Origin of the sequence: Ligilactobacillus sp. 110_WCHN (assembly GCF_030518115.1) — a bacterium.
GTDB lineage: Bacteria > Bacillota > Bacilli > Lactobacillales > Lactobacillaceae > Ligilactobacillus > Ligilactobacillus aviarius_C.
In genome coordinates, this window is the sequence record NZ_JAULLI010000007.1 from 1 (window position 1) to 16574 (window position 16574).

Consider the following 16574-nt stretch of genomic DNA (forward strand, 5'->3'; position numbering starts at 1 on the left):
TCCTGCACATTCGTGTGTCGAAACATTGTTCAGTTTTCAAAGATCTATCAAATATTTAACTCCGCATCAGCGGAACATTTATTATATTATCAAACAGGCACCAACTTGTCAATAACTTTTTTATTTAATTATTAACATCAACTGTTGTTCCTTTTGACGACTTTGTTAGTTTATCATCAAACCCCAATCACCGTCAATCCCTTTTCTTAATTTTTCGAAATTTAATATTATAATTTTAATATTATAATTTTTCCAAAATCAAAAAAGAGCCCATGAACTTCATGTGCTCCTTAAAAAAGTGATTTAATTATTTTTCTGGACGCCGGGTTGGGAATAATAAGACATCCCGAATTGATGGTGCATCTGTCAATAACATTACTAACCGGTCAATTCCGATTCCTAATCCACCCGTTGGCGGCATTCCGTATTCCATTGCTTCCAAGTAATCCTCATCAATGTGTTCGGCTTCATCATTTCCGTTTTCACGTTCAGCTGCTTGAGCTTCAAACCGTTCACGTTGATCGATTGGATCATTTAATTCAGTAAAGGCGTTTGCATATTCGCCACCAAGAATAAAGAGTTCAAACCGATCAGTAAACCGGGGATCCTTTTCATTCTTCTTCGCAAGTGGTGAAACTTCAACTGGATGACCATAAACAAATGTTGGGTCAACGATCTTTTCTTCACAGAATGTTTCAAAGAATTCATTAATGATGTGGCCAACTTGCCAGTATGGTTCGTAATGAACATTATGTTCATCAGCAATCTTCCGGGCTTCATCAAGCGACATTTCTTTCCAGAAGTCAACGCCGGTTTCCTCCTTGATCAAATCAACCATGTGAACCCGCTTAAACGGCTTATCAAGGTTAACTTCATTTCCTTGGTAAGTAATAATTCCGTTATCCGTTACAACCTTAGCAGCTGCCTTGAAAATTCCTTCCGTTTCATCCATAACGTCAGTTAAATCCCAGTATGCAGCATAGGTTTCCATGGTTGTGAATTCTGGGTTATGCCGGGTATCGATTCCTTCGTTCCGGAAGACCCGTCCAAGTTCATAAACCCGTTCCATTCCACCAACGATCAACCGTTTAAGTGACAATTCCGTTGCGATCCGCAAGTACATGTCAATGTCCAATGCGTTGTGGTGCGTGATAAATGGCCGTGCAGCAGCCCCACCGGCAATGTTGCTCAAAATTGGTGTTTCAACTTCAACGAAACCATTTTCATCCATGTAGTCCCGAATAGCCTTTACGATTTTGCTTCGGTTCATGAAACGTTCAAAGCTTGTCCGGTTAGTGATCAAGTCTAAGTAACGTTGCCGATATACTTGTTCAATATTTTGTAAACCGTGATACTTGTCAGGTAATGGACGTAAAGCCTTTGAAAGAAACGTCAATTTTGTAACCCGTAAAGTCAATTCACCCATATCAGTCTTGATAACTTCACCCGTTACTCCAAGGAAGTCACCTAAATCTGACCGCTTGAAAATATGATATTGGTCTTCGCCAACAACATCTTTCCGAACATACAATTGCATCTTGCCTGAACGGTCTTGCAAGTCAGCAAAGCCAACTTTACCCTTTCCACGTTTAGCAACCATCCGGCCTGCAATCGTTGCAGTGTAACCTGCATCATTTAATTCTTCTTTTGTCATGTCGCCATACTTTTCATGAAGATCGGCGTTCATTGAGTCCCGTTCAAACCGGTGACCAAATGGATCGATACCTTCATCGCGCAATTCTTGCATCTTTTGGCGACGAACCCGCATCTGATCATTCATTGATTGATCTTTTGCCATAATAGCCCTCTTTTCTTAATTTTTGACCTCTAGTGAGATTATATCATATCAAAAAACACTAAACATCTTTAATTAATTTCGTGAGTGTGCACGGCGAGCAGCCCGTCTTGCTGCCGCACTGTTTAAATCATTCAAGAAGTTATCAAAGATCTCAATCATTTCTTGTTCAGTGTCAGCATCATTCAATGCTGCTTTTGTTCGTGCAGACCGCGGAATGCCTTTCAGGTAGTATGCTGCCTGTGAACGGAATTCCCGGGGACCGATTTTTTCACCTTTCAGCTTGATCAAACGGTGAAGGTGTTCTTTGGCAACTCTGATTTTTTCTGCCGGAGTCGGTTCCGGAATTTCTTCACCCGTTTCAAGGTAATGGGTTACCTGCTTAACGATCCATGGGTTTCCTAATGCTGCCCGGCCGATCATGACGGCATCAGCCCCAACTTCATCCAGCATTCGCTTTGCGTCTTGCGGAGTACGCACATCGCCGTTTCCAACGAATGGAATCTTCGTTAAGTGATCAGCAACATCCTTTAAGATACCCCAATCAGCATGCCCTGAATAAAGTTGTTTCCGGGTCCGACCGTGCATTGCAAGCATTGATGCTCCGGCTTCTTCAGCCGCCAATGCGTTTTCAACCGCTAAGATGTGATCATCATCCCAACCGGTCCGCATTTTAACCGTGACCGGCTTGTCAACTGCCGCCGTAACCGCCTTGACCATTTCGTAGATCTTGTCTGGGTCAAGCAACCAGTGGGCCCCAGCATCCGTCTTCGTAACCTTTGGCACCGGGCAGCCCATGTTGATGTCAATGATATCCGTACTTGTATTTTCAGCAACGTATTGGGCTGCTTCAACCAGCGAATCCTTTGTCCCACCAAAAATTTGAACACTTACCGGGTGTTCGCTTTCATCAACGAACAACATTCCCAGGGTCTTTTTGTTTCGAAAATGAATTCCCTTATCTGAAATCATTTCACAAACAACTAATCCCGCACCGAACTCTTTGCAGATCATCCGAAACGCAACGTTAGTTACCCCTGCCATTGGCGCAACAACGACCCGGTTTGGAATTGTAATATCATCAATTTTCCATTCCATTGCTTAATCCTCTTTCTTTCCGTTTTGTTTTTTGACCTTAATGATCTTCCGTAATTCGTCTTCAGTAAACTGATACTTCTTGCCGCAGAAATGGCATACGGCTTCAGCTCCATGATCTTCATCGGCCATTTCTTGAAGCTGATCAGTCGGTAAACTTGTCAACACGCCTAAGAAGCGTTCTCGCGAGCAATCGCAGTGATAACTGACCGGCATTTTATCAAGGACCTTAACGTTTTCAGCGCCGAGAATTTCATTTAAAATATCTTCCGGTTTCTTGCCATCGCGCATCATTTCAGAAACCATTGGAATTTCAGCTAACCGCTTTTCGATTTGGCTGATCGTTTCTTCCTTTGCTCCCGGCATTACCTGAATCATAAAGCCACCCGCCGTTTCAATTGAGTTATCGCTGTTAACAAAAACTGACAAGCCAACTGAAGATGGAATCTGTTCTGACTTAGCAAGATAATACGTGAAGTCTTCGCCAAGTTCGCCGGATACTAACGGCACTTGCCCCGTAAATGGTTCTTTCAAGCCGAGATCCTTTGTAACTGCAAGAAAACCTTCTGTTCCGACGGCCCCCTTCACATCAATTTTGTGTTTATCATTTAACGGTAAATGAACATGCGGATTTTGAACGTATCCCTTCACCGTTCCGTTGGCATTGCCATCAACGACGATTCCGCCAACCGGACCGTTCCCATTGATCTTGACCGTCATTGTTTCATCGCCTTGAAGTGAAGCTGATGCGAGTAATAAAGTCCCTACCAGACTCCGTCCAAGGGCTGCCGAAGCCGCACTCCAAGTATCATGCAATTTTTGAGCTGTGCTGACCGTTTCTGTGGCGTCGACTGCATATGCTCTGATCTGACCGTCAAACGCCAAACTTTTTACTAAATAATCGCTCATAAACTATCCCTTCTTTTCTTCCAAACTAAGATTTTACCATGTTCTTTTTTAAAAATAAAAAAATATTTAATTCCGATTAACATAAAAAGTGACCATGTTAACCATAGTCACCCTTTATGCTATTTAGCCTTCGTCTTGATGTGAATCATCATGCTTTTCACTCGGATAGAATGTTTGCGTTGGTAATGATTCATCGTCTTGTTTTTCGGCCTTTTTTTCAGCTGCAACTTCTTGAGCATCGATCTTTTGGCGTTGAGCGTCTTTCCGTTCTAATGCCTTCTTAGCTTCTTCAAATGAACCTGATTTTTCACTTGGAAATTCATCTTCATTTTCAGCTGGCATCTTGCCGGTCTTGAACAAACTCAAGATTTGCTTTTCGTTAAGTGTTTCATACTTCAATAAGGCTTCAGCAATTACCCGGTGTTGTTCACGGTGTTCTTGGATAATCCGTTTAGCAGTTTCCATTCCTTCGTTTGAAAGCCGCATAACTTCTTCATCGATCAAGTTTGCCGTTTGGCCTGAGTAACTGTGTTGACCGTCAAATTCGCCCGGTTGCATGTTTGCTTGCCCTTCGTATTGAACCGGCCCAAGTTTTTCACTCATTCCGTATTCAGTAACCATGGCCCGTGCTAATTGAGTTGCTTGTTGGAAGTCGTTTGCAGCTCCGGATGATTGTTGTCCGAAGATAATTTCTTCGGCAGCACGTCCACCCATCAAACCGGCGATTTGTTCCTTCAAGTCCTTCTTGGAGTTCAGCATTTGATCATCCCGCGGAAGCATGATTGCATATCCGCCGGCACGTCCCCGAGGTACGATCGTAACCTTATGAACGACGCGGGCATCATTCAAAACAAGGCCGACAATTGTGTGGCCGGCTTCGTGGAACGCAACGGTCCGGCGTTCTTGTTCACTGATTACCCGATCACGTTTAGCTGGTCCGGCAATTACCCGGTCTTCAGCTTCATCAATATCTGAAGCATCGATTTCATTCTTATCGCGCCGCGCAGCCAACAATGCAGCTTCGTTCAGCAAGTTTGCTAAATCAGCCCCGACAAAGCCCGGAGTTTGTTTAGCAATCATCTTCAAGTCAACATCGTCTGCCAACGGCTTGCCCTTTGAGTGGACCTTCAAGATGGCTTCCCGGCCCTTAACATCTGGCCGGCCAACCAAAATCTTCCGGTCAAAACGACCCGGACGAAGTAAGGCTGGATCCAAAACATCTGACCGGTTGGTGGCTGCCATTACAATAACGCCTTCGTCACCTTCGAACCCGTCCATTTCTACTAACAATTGGTTCAAGGTTTGTTCACGTTCATCGTGGCCGCCGCCCATGCCGTTGCCCCGTTTGCGACCAACGGCATCGATTTCATCGATAAAGATGATCGATGGTGCATTCTTCTTGGCGTTTTCAAACAAGTCACGAACACGACTTGCCCCAACCCCGACAAACATTTCAACGAAGTCAGAACCAGAAATTGAGAAGAACGGAACACCTGCTTCACCAGCAACTGCTTTTGCAAGCAAAGTTTTCCCAGTTCCTGGAGGGCCTTCAAGCAGAACCCCTGATGGAATCTTAGCCCCTAACCGTTGGAATTTATGCGGATCACGCAAAAATTCAACAACTTCAACCAATTCCTGCTTTTCTTCTTCTTCACCGGCAACATCTGAGAAACGAATCTTGTTCTCTTTCTTGTCGATTGGCTTGGCCTTTGACTTGCCAAAGCTCATCATCCGACCGCCGCCTTGGCCACCGCCGACATTGCCCATCATCATGTAGAAGAAGAAAATCATGATCACGATCGGCACGATGGTCAACAATAACTGCATCCAAATGCTGCTTGATTGTTCTTCCTTCGCGCTGTTTGCAACGTGATTCTTTTGGGCGTACTTCATCACTTCATTCACGGTTCCTTCGTTAGTAACCATGTCCGTTGTGAAGTTCTTCGCGGTTGAACTACCGCCGCCCATGCCTGTCAGACTATTCTTCTTTGAGGAAGTCTTTACTGGTTTACGGTATTCCCCTGAAACTTTATAAACGTTTCCAGAAGGTTCTAACGTAAACTTCTTTACATTGTCCTTCTTTAATTCAGAAATAAATGTACTTGACTGAATTTGTTGGGTCGATGAGTCGTTACTGCCACCTGTAAAGTAGTAGACCGCTCCCATGATTCCCAGGAAGACGACAATGTAGAAAAGACTATTCCGGAATAGTCCATTCTTTTTATTGTTATTATTCATTATTTCCTCCTACGACAATAACTAATAATTCAAAGTTATCAAGCTAATCATATCATACTTGACTTTTTTTGACTATTCTTGATTATCAGCGTAAATTTCCGGTTTCAAAACCCCAACGAATGGCAAATTCCGGTAGTGGCCCATGTAATCAAGCCCAAAACCGACAACAAATTCGTTTGGAACTTTAAAGCCCGTATAATCCGGAACAATTCCTTCGATCCGCCGATCCGGTTTATCTAATAAAGTACAGATTTTAACTGATTTGGCGTTCCGCTTTTCAAATAGGTCAACTAAACATTTCAATGTCCGGCCAGTATCAATAATATCTTCAATGATCAGCACATTCCGGCCTTCAACCGACGTATCAAGGTCCTTAATGATCTTGACATCACCCGATGAAACGGTTTCGTTGCCGTAACTTGAAACGTCCATAAAATCTAATTCGCAGTACGTATTGATTTCGCGAACGATATCAGAGTAAAAAACGGCCGCACCCTTTAAAATACAGATTACAAGCGGATCTTTGCCTTCAAAATCCTTGGTGATCTGCTTTCCCATTTTTTCAGTTGCATCTTGAATCTGTTCTCGACTATAAAGAACTTTCAAAATATCATCATTCATCTTTTTACCTCTTTCTGTACTTTATCGCTACTATGTAACGAATTGTAGCATTTTCCACGGGTTGTGACAAATAGATCATTGAATTTGGCTGATCACCGAAAAGGGCATAAACTTCCTGCTTTTCATCAGCGATCACCCACAATGCTTGCCGCTCCCGTTGTGAAATTTTTTTATCAATTAAAAAACGGGTCAGTTTTTTAGTTCCTTCACGAATCCGCAGCCAATCCCCCGGCAACCGATGCCGCAAAGTTAATCCGGCTGGCAAACGGCTAAACCTTAGTTGTTCGTCTGCATCCCGCTGTTCATGGTGGTTAAGCGCTAGTTCAAAGGTTGCCGTGCTAGCCGGCGTTTCACCTTGAATCAAGAATGATTGATTCGAAACCTTTTCGAATGCTTTCTCCCGGGAAATTAAATAGAAGTGCATGTACTCCTTAACCACCGCTCGCTTCGCATCCAACTGAAAGGTTCCTTGCGGTTTTTGGCGATTTTCTAAAAAGCTGCTGACCTCGGCAAACTGCCGCTGGTGAAGCGGAACGCCATGCTGAATCAGATATTCTTTTAATACCGCCCGCCGCATTGCCGCATCAAGTTGCAGCCATGCTGGTAGACTCACCCGATCATCTTCGAGCAACTGGGTTAACTGCTGCTGTAAAATTTGCTGATTAACTTTCAACGTCGACCTTAACTGTTGCGTGTAACTGCGGACATGATCCAAAAAGCGTGGATTCTCCTGTTTTAATTGCGGAATAATGTGGTGGCGGATTCGATTCCGCAAAACATCGTCATCGTGATTGGTTTCATCTTCAAAAAAGGTTAACTGATGTTGCCGGGCATAATCATACAGCTGCTGTTTGGAATATGGTAAAAGCGGCCGAATCACTTGCCGTCCTTGTCCCATTGACCGGCAAGGGGCAATCCCCACCAACTGGGATAGTTCACCGCCGCGAAGCAGCTTCATCAAAAACGTTTCTGCCAGATCATCGGCATGGTGCGCCGTTGCCAGCGTGGAAATTTTCAACTCAGCCATCGTTTTTGAAAAGAAAGCATACCGAAAGTTTCGTGCAGCTTCCTCAATTCCGTGTTGTGGGTGTTGATCAGCATCCCAAACACCAATTTTCAACGGTAAGTGATGCTGACGACAATATTCTTGAATAAACTTGGTTTCATCCTTACTTTGCTTTCGCAAACGGTGATCAACATAGCCAACCGTAATTTGCGGCCGCAGATCAGCAGGTAAGTGCTGCAGCAAATCTAGTAAAACCATTGAATCAACGCCCGTTGAAACGGCTACTAAAAGCGGCTGACAATTTAAATCAAACTTCTTCCAATTTTGAATAAATTCTAATTCCATTCGGTCACCTATTTCAGATACGAAAAGAGACTGGGACAAGCTCCAGTCTCGGATTTAATATTTTTCAACTTATTAATATTAGCTGCGCCGGCCGCCGCGACCGCCACGCTTACCATCGGTATTCCGTTTAAGAGACGTTAACCGTTCATCACTTTCCTTTAGGAACCCTGCTAAAAGGGCATCAAAATCTTTCTTTTGATGATTATTCTTGTTTCCATGGAAACGATGGTTACTTCCTTGGCGATTGCCATTGTGATGATTATTCTTGGATTTATCAGGCTTCGGCATGGCTTGCTTGATCGACAATGAGATCTTGCCGTCATCGCCAACTTTCAGAACCTTGACTTGAACTTCGTCGCCGACCTTTAAGACATCATGAATATCCTTGACGTACGTGTTCGAAACTTCACTGATATGAACTAACCCGGTCTGGTGATCACCAAGATCAATGAATGCTCCGAAGTTCGTGATTCCTGAAACCTTACCTGAAACTTTCGTTCCCACTTCAACTGTCATAAAAAAATTTAATCCTCCCAGAAATTGATGTTTCTTTCAGTATAACACTGTTTAAATATTTTAATAAGCGTCTAAATTCATTTATTTAACTAATTTTCAGTAACGGTTTTGGCCTTATCACTTGGCAAACTATAAATCGTTTCGCCGTCTTTTGAGAAGAAGTATTTCTTCCGAATGATTTTCGCCAAATAATCCGAATCCTTTAACTCAGCTACCCGTTGATTCAGCTTTTGATTCTGCTGTTTAGCACTCTTTAATTCCACGCGCGCTTCCCGTGTCTTTTTTCCAAGAACCGCTGCCTGAATGTTATTTTGAATAATGTTAAAGCCAAACATGATCGTGATCACCAACATCACGCCGCAAAGAATCAGCATTTTCATCCGGTGTTTCCGCGTTAATGCCAGTTGTTTTTGAGTAACTGCATTTTGAGCGGTTTGCTGATTATAGTATTCCTGATTAATGACCTTTAACTTTTTGCTTTTCTTCTTTTGCGCCATTGTACTCTCCTTATCAAACCGACTAGATCTCACTACTCAAATTATAACAAACCGCCACTTAAAAAAGTACCTTACATCCGATAATCTTCTTGATATTCTTCAGAAACGACCGTATACAAATCCTGCGATTCGTTTTTCTTCGTTGTATCCTTGATATCGTTAACTTTAACGGTCAAAGTTTTGTTACCAAAATTAATCACGATCTCATCGCCGATTGCAACCTTGGAAGATGACTTAGCAACCTTACCGTTAACCGTTACTCGGCCTTGGTCAGCAATATCCTTTGCAACCGAACGCCGTTTAATGATTCGTGATACTTTTAAAAATTTGTCTAGTCTCATTTTGAATTTCCTCGTTTCGCAATTTTTTCTAAAACTAATAGTAACTTTTTACCGCCGGGAATCATCAGCCATTCACGCGTTGTAAACATCTTTTGCCCAATCACCATTGAAAGAAAGACAGCCGCGCCAACAAGCATTCCGATCACCGTGATGACGATCGACCCTTTGCGTGAAAGGAAAATAACCATCCGCAAACCATGCACAACGATTCCAACGCTCAGCCCCATCATTAAAACTGCCAAGCAAAGTTTATGCACAAAGCCCTTACCGTCAAAGAATAAATTCTTAACCCCCGAAGGCAAAGCCCACAAAATAATTCCAAGGGCAACCAGTAAACTGATCACCGTTGCCCAGCTTGCCCCGATCATTCCAAAATGGCGGATCATCAGCGAATTAATGGCGGCTTTGACGACAACCGCAAGGATCAAACCGACTGCCGTGATCTTGAACTGGTCAAGACTTTGAAGAATCGAATTATAAGTACTGATCAGCGTGATCACAAAAACACTTAATACATAAACGGCAATCGTTCGCGAAAGTGCGGGGGTGCTGAAAAGCAACGTATTGATTTCCGGCATCAGCACGATCATTCCAACCGTTACCGCTGCCGCAATCGTCGCACTGATCCGCATCAATAGCTTGGCAATCTGGCGGAATCGTGCTAGCTGATTTTTCTGCAATGCATCCGTCAAAGTCGGCAACAACGTCGATGAAAAGCTGACCGCCACGACCATTCCTAACTGAACTAACGGTTGGGCCCGGTCATAGGTTCCTTTAATGCTTTTGGCAACTGCCGGCAGCATTCCGGCTGAAACCAAACTATTTTTAACGGTAAACGAATCAACCAGCTGCAACAGCACCATCATTGATGCAAACAAGCAAATGATCAACCCGTCTGAAAAAATCCGCTTGGTCAAATTAAAATAGCTTTGGTGGGCCGACCGCTTTGTTTGCCAAAACTTCTTAGTATAAAACGGAATAAAACTGATACTGGCCCCAATTGCCCCAAACGTTGACGCAAACATGGCCCACGTCCCCATCCGGTAAACTGTCCAATGACGGTGAACTGCAAGCAACGCCACGAAAATAATGACGGTTACCCGAATAAACTGTTCGGTGACCTGTGAGATCGCCGTCGGGGTCATGTTAAACGTTCCTTGATAATATCCCCGGCCGACTGCCAGGATCGGCATAAAGAGGAACATCCATGAAACACTGCCAAGCAGCGGGGTAAGGTGCCGATCACCCATCATCAATGCAATTTGGTGTCCAAAAAGCTGCAAAAAGCCAAAACAAGCGAGTCCAAAAAAGGCTAAAATCACAAAAATCTGATGTGAAACGGCTAGCTTAGCCGCTTCTTCATCTTGTTCAGCGATTATCTTTGAAATAAAAACCGGGAATCCCGTCAATGCAAACGTCATTCCGATTCCATAAATGGGATATACTTGCTGGTAAACATAGAAGCCGGTATTCCCGACTAAATTTTCAAATGGAATCCGGTAACACGCACTTAAGATTTTCGCAATCAGGGCCGCCAATGATAAAATCAACGCCCCGTTCATGACATTTTTCATTCGATTATCCTTCATGAACCTTCTCCTGTGATGACAGCATTTTTGCAATTTCACTCAGCAAATTCTGCATTTCTAAAATAATTTGGGCAAGAGTCTGATCAGCCTTTTTCTTAATTGTAATCTTCATTTGCAAATTATCAACGTTCATTGACGTTGACAACTTGGTTTGCGAAACCGCTGCTAAGAATTGACTGCCAGATAACCGCGTCGTTGCCTTCTTTGAAAAGACGATCGTAATCTCATCTTTCTTTTGGAAAATTTGATCAACTAATGCCCGATCAGCATCCATTTTTAATAATCCGATCTCCAGCAAGTTCGATACTTCATCCGGATAATCACCGAACCGGTCGATCAGGTCATCCTGAACTTCTTGATACTGATTAAAATTCTTAAATTGACGAATCCGCTTATAAATTTCGATTTTTTGTTGTTCATCGTCAATGTAAGATTGCGGAATATACGCTTCAACGTCCAAATTGATCGTCGCATCCGTTTTTTCTTCTGGTTTAACGCCGCGTTTCCGGGCAACAGCCTCATTCAACATTTGAGTATACAGATCATACCCGACCGAATCAATGAAACCATGCTGCTGCTTTCCTAAAAGATTGCCGGCTCCGCGAATCGCAAGGTCCCGCATCGCGATCTTAAATCCGGATCCAAGTTCCGTAAAGTCTTTGATTGCTTCCAATCGTTTTTCACTGACTTCAGTAAGCACTTTATCCGGTTTATACATAAAGTAAGCATATGCAACTCGGCTTGAACGGCCGACCCGTCCGCGGAGCTGATAAAGCTGAGCCAGTCCCATCCTGTCAGCATCCTCAACAAAAAGGGTGTTGGCGTTTGGAATGTCGACCCCCGTTTCAATGATCGTTGTGGTCACCAGGACATCATAATCGCCATGAATAAAGTCCATTAAGATCTTTTCCATTTGGTTTTCCGTCATTTGACCGTGAATATAAGTAATCCGTGCTTCCGGAACAAGGGCCTGCAACGCCGCCGCCTTTTTTTCAATGTCTTTTACCCGGTTATGCAGGTAAAAGACTTGGCCACCACGTTCCATTTCCCGCCGGATTCCGTTTGCAATCACCTGATTATCCTGTTCCATAACGTACGTTTGAATCGGATAACGGTTGACCGGAGCAGTTTCAATCACTGATAGATCACGGACCCCAAGCATCGACATGTTAAGCGTTCGCGGAATTGGCGTTGCCGTCAACGTTAAAACATCAACCGTTGATTTCAACTGTTTCAACCGTTCCTTATGCTTAACACCGAACCGCTGCTCTTCATCAATGATTAACAATCCGAGATCTTTGAACTGCACATCCTTTGATAAAAGCCGGTGCGTTCCAACCACAATGTCGCACTTTCCGTCCTTCAAGTTTTCAAGGACCTGTTTGGTTTCAGCCGGGGTGTTGAACCGGGATAAAATCCCAATTTCAATCGGAAAGTTTTCAAACCGCTCGATCATCGTTTCATAGTGTTGCTGGGCCAAAACGGTTGTCGGAACCAGAAAGGCAACCTGCTTTCCCGCTTCAACGGCCTTAAATGCAGCCCGCAAAGCGACTTCCGTTTTCCCGTAACCGACGTCGCCAATCAATAACCGATCCATCGGGTGCTTGTTTTCCATATCTTGCTTGATTTCTGAAGTACTTCGAAGCTGATCCGGGGTTTCGGTATACGGGAACGCATCTTCAAACTCCCGCTGATATGCATCATCCTTAGGAAAGGCAAATCCCGTCTTCATTTCGCGTTCAGCATACAAATCAACCAGTTCATCCGCAATATCTTCGATCTTACTTGCGACCCGCTTTTTGGTCTTATGCCATTCGCTTCCGCCCAGTTTATTCAAATGCGGTGTCTTTGCGTCCGATGACACATACTTCTGAACCCGGTCTAATTGATTGACCGGAACGTAAAGCTTAGCCCCTTTCTGGTATTCAAGAGTCAGGTAGTCTTGGTGTTTGCCATCGACTTCCATCGTTTTAACGCCAAGATACCGGCCAACCCCGTGATCAACGTGAACGACAAAGTCCCCTTCTTTAAGGTCGGTGTAACTTTTCAGCCGTTCAGCGTTCTCCATTGTCAGCCGTTTGGCCCGCTTCTTTGTTGCCTTCGCAAACAGTTCCGTTTCCGTTAAAACAACCAGTTTCGCGCTGGGAACTTCAAATCCGCTTTGCAAACTGCCGCGTACAATTTGAAGAATTCCGCGTTGTAAATTTTCTGGCTGGGTCATAATATTTGGAATTTCAAAATCATCAAGGGTCTGGGAAATCTTCGTCAGGCGTTCTTCATCCTGAATCATCAAAACAACAGTCTGGTTTTGCTTGTTCCATCGCCGCGCTTCCGTTTGTAATAACGGCATTTGGCTGAAGAATTGCTGAACCGTGCGCACTTTAAGATCCGTTAATGATGCAAACTTTAAGCGCCCAATTCCTTTTTTAAACAACGACATGAACAGCGTTGATTTTTTGGTTTTCCGAACAAGTTTGCGAACTTCAAACCCGAGCTGTAATTGATCAAGCACCGGCTTCAGTTCTTCCTTTTCATCCAGCCAAACCTGTTCGTTTTGCTCGATCTCATCTGCATGTTCCAAAATTTTGGCATAATCATCAAGCACTAAAACCCCGTCATCCAAATAATCAAGCAGGGACGTTGCTTGAGGATAGAGAATTTGGGTGAAAATACGGTGTTCTTTTAATAACTCCTGGTCTTTCCACATCGTGATGACCGCATCAAGTTGGCGCCGCAATTCATCTGCCTGCTCTTCCTTTAAGGCTGGTTTGACCTGAGCTTCAAGTTCTTGCAGCCGCCGAATCCCATCAGTGAAAATCTGGGAATTTTGAATCATATCGGTTGCCGGCATCACGCTGATTTCATCAACGTTTTCCAAGCTGCGCTGATTTCCAATCTCAAAGAACCGGATCGAATCGATTTCAGTATCAAAAAGGTCGATTCGAACAGGAAGTTCATGGTTCAGTGAATAAATATCAATAATCGACCCACGAATCGCAAAATCACCGGGACGATCGACTAACTTTTGTCGTTGATATCCCATTTGAACCAGCTGGTGGCTGACCTGTTCAAGCTCGAGTTCTGCTCCGACCTTAAAAGTCAGTTGGTTGTGGTTCCACATTTCAACCGGTGCTAACCGGCGTCTTAGTCCTGAAGCAGAAGTCACAACAACTTTAGCCTTATGCTGGCTGAGCGCTGTCAACGCCCGCACCCGCTGACTTTGAAAATCAGGTGAGCTGGTTGCAATTTCGGTCGCCACTAATTCTTCGACCGGGAAAAGCCGAACCTGTTCCTCGTCCAAAACATTCGTTAAATCCGCCGTTAACTTTTGGGCATGGCTGAGCGTGTCCGTTACAACTAAAAACGGCTTTTTTAATTGCTGAAACAGACTTTTCAAAATCAACGTCTTCGCTGACCCCAGGACCCCCGTTAACAAATGGCGTCCCGGCTGCGTTAACTGTTGCCGAACAGTTTGCAGTTCATCAGTTTGACCAATCAATTCACTTAAATCCATGCCTTCATCTCTTTCTTCTAGTTAAACTTATTCATCGTCTTCATAAAGTCGCCGGTTTGAACCCAATATTCAATTGCGGCAACCGCTTTATCCCGACCTTCTTCAAAGAATGGCCGTTCCGTTGGGGTAAATCTTCCTAATACCCAATCAACGATCGTCATGATCTTCGGCCGTCCGATTCCAACCTTGACCCGTTTGAAATCTTGCGTTCCAACATGCTGGATAATGCTTTTAATTCCGTTGTGGCCGCCCGCTGATCCTTTTTGCCGCAAGCGAACCCGGCCGACTTCCATATCAAGGTCATCTTGAACGATCACCAGGTCATCAACATCAATTTTATAAAAATCCATCAACGGTCGCACTGCTCTTCCGGAATCATTCATGAAAGTCAGCGGTTTAACCAATAAAACTTTTTCGCCATCGATCATTCCCTGACCGATCATTGCTTCATCTTTTTCCTTATTAATTTCAATTTGGTTCCGCGTGGCAAGTTCATCAATCACCATAAAACCAGTATTGTGTCGGGTTCCATCATACCGTGAACCGACATTTCCAAGGCCAACGATCATTTTCATTTGAAAAACTTCTTTCTAATTATCTTTTAAAATACGCAAAAACGGCCTGCAATTCAGCAAGCCACCCATTAATCTGATTTCGCATTTAGTATATCATATTTTAGTTTCAAACGATTTCGCAATGTTTTTTTGAATTAAATATTTCTTAGAGGTTCCTTAGTATGTTATTATAATGTTTGAAACTTTTTGATGACGATCTAAGGAGCTTTATCATGATTTTAAAAGAAATTGTTAAACCGAAAAGTGAATTAACAACCATTCCCGAAACAGCAACCCTTGAAGAGGCGCTCGATATTTTGGAAGCATCCGGTTTTCGTTGTGTTCCGGTTCTTGACGAATCAGGTAAATTGTTCCGTGGAAACATCTACAAAATGCACATTTACCGGCATAAGTCACGCGGCGGCGATATGCAATTACCGGTAACTCAATTGCTTAAAAATGCCACCAAATTTATTTCAATCAACTCGGCATTTTTCAACATTTTCTTTACAATTAAAGACTTACCGTACATTACCGTTTTAGATGAAGAAAATCAATTTTATGGAATTTTAACTCACAGCAGCTTGCTGAATATGCTATCGCAATCATGGAACGTTGATACTGGAAGCTATGTCTTGACCATTCTTTCCAACGGCGATCGCGGTGACCTTGCGAAAATGTCGAAGATCATTACCCGTTATACGGTGATTGCCAGTTGTATTTCACTTGACCTGCACGAAAAAAACAACATTCAACGAATCTTATTTACCCTTCCGTCTGAAGTTTCAGAACATAAACTCAAACGGATCGTTGCTAGTTTGAAACGAAATAAATTTACCGTTACTGAAATTGAAAATTTACATGCTTCGTCAATGTAGAAAAAAGGTTGTGACCGAGGTCACAACCTTTTTTTAATCAATTTCTCCTAAGCCCACACTCACTTCAAGTGCACGGTCAACCTGATTCATTATCGAATCATCCAAATGGGTAATTTTTCGTTGTAAGCGCCGTTTATCAATCGTCCGAATCTGTTCAAGCAGAATTACAGAATCCTTTCCTAATCCGTCCTTCGACTTCGCAACCGCTACGTGCGTTTGCATTTTTGGTTTCGAAATTTTCGACGTAATTGCTGCGATAATCACGGTCGGGCTGAAACGGTTGCCAATGTTATTTTGAATGATCAACACTGGACGCAATCCACCCTGCTCTGAACCGACGACCGGGGACAGGTCTGCATAATAAATATCGCCGCGTTTAATTTTTGAATTCATTTGATCCCCGATCCTTTACTAACCCCCGAATCATTGACTGACATTCCTGCTCACACCGCTGAAATTCAGTACAAATGTCCTGATTGATTGCTTCCATCTCACTGTAACCTGCAATCAATTGTTCAAGTGAATTACGGTGTTTTAAGATGTAAAATGCCAATTGCGGCTGGTGCTTGATGTCGTCAACTGTAATCGAATAGTAATCACAGTAAACTTTCAAATTTGAACATGCTAATACTTTTTGAACTGCTTCCGTTTCACTTAACCCCATGGCTGATTCCTC

15 protein-coding genes are annotated in these 16574 nt (G+C 43.4%); 1 reads left to right on the plus strand and 14 read right to left on the minus strand.

Going from position 1 to position 16574, the window contains the following annotated elements:
- Positions 1-307: 307 nt before the first annotated feature.
- From lysS to pth, 12 genes are all read right to left on the minus strand, one after another.
- Positions 308-1798, minus strand: a complete 1491-nt coding sequence (gene lysS / locus Q3C15_RS03555) for a lysine--tRNA ligase (protein WP_057907243.1) — start codon at positions 1796-1798, stop codon at positions 308-310.
- 72 nt (positions 1799-1870) lie between these two features.
- Positions 1871-2893 (minus strand): tRNA dihydrouridine synthase DusB, encoded by a 1023-nt coding sequence (gene dusB, locus Q3C15_RS03560; RefSeq protein WP_283596602.1) that lies wholly within the window; start codon positions 2891-2893, stop codon positions 1871-1873.
- Between the two features lie 3 nt (positions 2894-2896).
- On the minus strand, positions 2897-3799 hold the full coding sequence (hslO, locus tag Q3C15_RS03565) for an Hsp33 family molecular chaperone HslO (RefSeq protein WP_204779205.1): 903 nt from the start codon (positions 3797-3799) through the stop codon (positions 2897-2899).
- A 123-nt stretch (positions 3800-3922) separates the two neighbouring features.
- Positions 3923-6037, minus strand: a complete 2115-nt coding sequence (ftsH, locus tag Q3C15_RS03570) for an ATP-dependent zinc metalloprotease FtsH (RefSeq protein ID WP_302704158.1) — start codon at positions 6035-6037, stop codon at positions 3923-3925.
- 72 nt (positions 6038-6109) lie between these two features.
- Positions 6110-6658, minus strand: coding sequence for a hypoxanthine phosphoribosyltransferase (gene hpt / locus Q3C15_RS03575; RefSeq protein WP_057826921.1), 549 nt, complete (start codon positions 6656-6658; stop codon positions 6110-6112).
- 4 nt (positions 6659-6662) lie between these two features.
- Positions 6663-8009 carry a tRNA lysidine(34) synthetase TilS gene (tilS, locus tag Q3C15_RS03580; protein ID WP_302704160.1) on the minus strand — a complete coding sequence of 449 codons (1347 nt, stop codon included), beginning with the start codon at positions 8007-8009 and terminating at the stop codon, positions 6663-6665.
- A 78-nt stretch (positions 8010-8087) separates the two neighbouring features.
- The gene (locus Q3C15_RS03585; protein ID WP_283579919.1) at positions 8088-8525 is read right to left on the minus strand and encodes a S1 domain-containing RNA-binding protein; all 438 of its coding nucleotides are present in this window, start codon (positions 8523-8525) and stop codon (positions 8088-8090) included.
- An 89-nt stretch (positions 8526-8614) separates the two neighbouring features.
- Entirely contained in the window at positions 8615-9022 is a 408-nt protein-coding gene (locus tag Q3C15_RS03590; RefSeq protein ID WP_057826924.1) for a septum formation initiator family protein, read from the minus strand.
- A 71-nt stretch (positions 9023-9093) separates the two neighbouring features.
- Positions 9094-9363, minus strand: a complete 270-nt coding sequence (locus Q3C15_RS03595) for an RNA-binding S4 domain-containing protein (protein ID WP_057826925.1) — start codon at positions 9361-9363, stop codon at positions 9094-9096.
- On the minus strand, positions 9360-10952 hold the full coding sequence (locus tag Q3C15_RS03600; protein ID WP_283596605.1) for a polysaccharide biosynthesis protein: 1593 nt from the start codon (positions 10950-10952) through the stop codon (positions 9360-9362). The genes Q3C15_RS03595 and Q3C15_RS03600 overlap by 4 nt, the downstream gene beginning before the upstream one ends.
- Positions 10942-14466 carry a transcription-repair coupling factor gene (mfd, locus tag Q3C15_RS03605; protein WP_302704178.1) on the minus strand — a complete coding sequence of 1175 codons (3525 nt, stop codon included), beginning with the start codon at positions 14464-14466 and terminating at the stop codon, positions 10942-10944. Before mfd ends, Q3C15_RS03600 begins: the two co-directional genes overlap by 11 nt.
- Before the next feature lie 17 nt (positions 14467-14483).
- On the minus strand, positions 14484-15041 hold the full coding sequence (gene pth, locus Q3C15_RS03610) for an aminoacyl-tRNA hydrolase (RefSeq protein WP_204779210.1): 558 nt from the start codon (positions 15039-15041) through the stop codon (positions 14484-14486).
- Positions 15042-15253: 212 nt separating this feature from the next.
- Here pth and cbpA point away from each other — a divergent pair, with 212 nt between their 5' ends.
- Complete coding sequence (cbpA, locus tag Q3C15_RS03615; protein ID WP_057826929.1) at positions 15254-15898, plus strand: cyclic di-AMP binding protein CbpA; 645 nt, start codon at positions 15254-15256, stop codon at positions 15896-15898.
- A 33-nt stretch (positions 15899-15931) separates the two neighbouring features.
- On the opposite strand, the gene Q3C15_RS03620 is transcribed toward cbpA, so the two are convergent.
- Together Q3C15_RS03620 and Q3C15_RS03625 are read right to left on the minus strand one after the other, a co-directional pair.
- Positions 15932-16291, minus strand: coding sequence for a type II toxin-antitoxin system PemK/MazF family toxin (locus tag Q3C15_RS03620; protein WP_302704184.1), 360 nt, complete (start codon positions 16289-16291; stop codon positions 15932-15934).
- Positions 16275-16562 (minus strand): hypothetical protein, encoded by a 288-nt coding sequence (locus Q3C15_RS03625; protein ID WP_278852454.1) that lies wholly within the window; start codon positions 16560-16562, stop codon positions 16275-16277. Before Q3C15_RS03625 ends, Q3C15_RS03620 begins: the two co-directional genes overlap by 17 nt.
- Positions 16563-16574: the final 12 nt, after the last annotated feature.

Excerpts from the sequence above, each read along its gene's own strand:
- lysS (WP_057907243.1), bottom strand. The coding sequence starts at position 1,798 with ATGGCAAAAGATCAATCAATGAATGATCAGATGCGGGTTCGTCGCCAA.
- dusB (WP_283596602.1), bottom strand. The coding sequence starts at position 2,893 with ATGGAATGGAAAATTGATGATATTACAATTCCAAACCGGGTCGTTGTT.
- hslO (WP_204779205.1), bottom strand. The coding sequence starts at position 3,799 with ATGAGCGATTATTTAGTAAAAAGTTTGGCGTTTGACGGTCAGATCAGA.
- ftsH (WP_302704158.1), bottom strand. The coding sequence starts at position 6,037 with ATGAATAATAACAATAAAAAGAATGGACTATTCCGGAATAGTCTTTTC.
- hpt (WP_057826921.1), bottom strand. The coding sequence starts at position 6,658 with ATGAATGATGATATTTTGAAAGTTCTTTATAGTCGAGAACAGATTCAA.
- tilS (WP_302704160.1), bottom strand. The coding sequence starts at position 8,009 with ATGGAATTAGAATTTATTCAAAATTGGAAGAAGTTTGATTTAAATTGT.
- Q3C15_RS03585 (WP_283579919.1), bottom strand. The coding sequence starts at position 8,525 with ATGACAGTTGAAGTGGGAACGAAAGTTTCAGGTAAGGTTTCAGGAATC.
- Q3C15_RS03590 (WP_057826924.1), bottom strand. The coding sequence starts at position 9,022 with ATGGCGCAAAAGAAGAAAAGCAAAAAGTTAAAGGTCATTAATCAGGAA.
- Q3C15_RS03595 (WP_057826925.1), bottom strand. The coding sequence starts at position 9,363 with ATGAGACTAGACAAATTTTTAAAAGTATCACGAATCATTAAACGGCGT.
- Q3C15_RS03600 (WP_283596605.1), bottom strand. The coding sequence starts at position 10,952 with ATGAAGGATAATCGAATGAAAAATGTCATGAACGGGGCGTTGATTTTA.
- mfd (WP_302704178.1), bottom strand. The coding sequence starts at position 14,466 with ATGGATTTAAGTGAATTGATTGGTCAAACTGATGAACTGCAAACTGTT.
- pth (WP_204779210.1), bottom strand. The coding sequence starts at position 15,041 with ATGAAAATGATCGTTGGCCTTGGAAATGTCGGTTCACGGTATGATGGA.
- cbpA (WP_057826929.1), top strand. The coding sequence starts at position 15,254 with ATGATTTTAAAAGAAATTGTTAAACCGAAAAGTGAATTAACAACCATT.
- Q3C15_RS03620 (WP_302704184.1), bottom strand. The coding sequence starts at position 16,291 with ATGAATTCAAAAATTAAACGCGGCGATATTTATTATGCAGACCTGTCC.
- Q3C15_RS03625 (WP_278852454.1), bottom strand. The coding sequence starts at position 16,562 with ATGGGGTTAAGTGAAACGGAAGCAGTTCAAAAAGTATTAGCATGTTCA.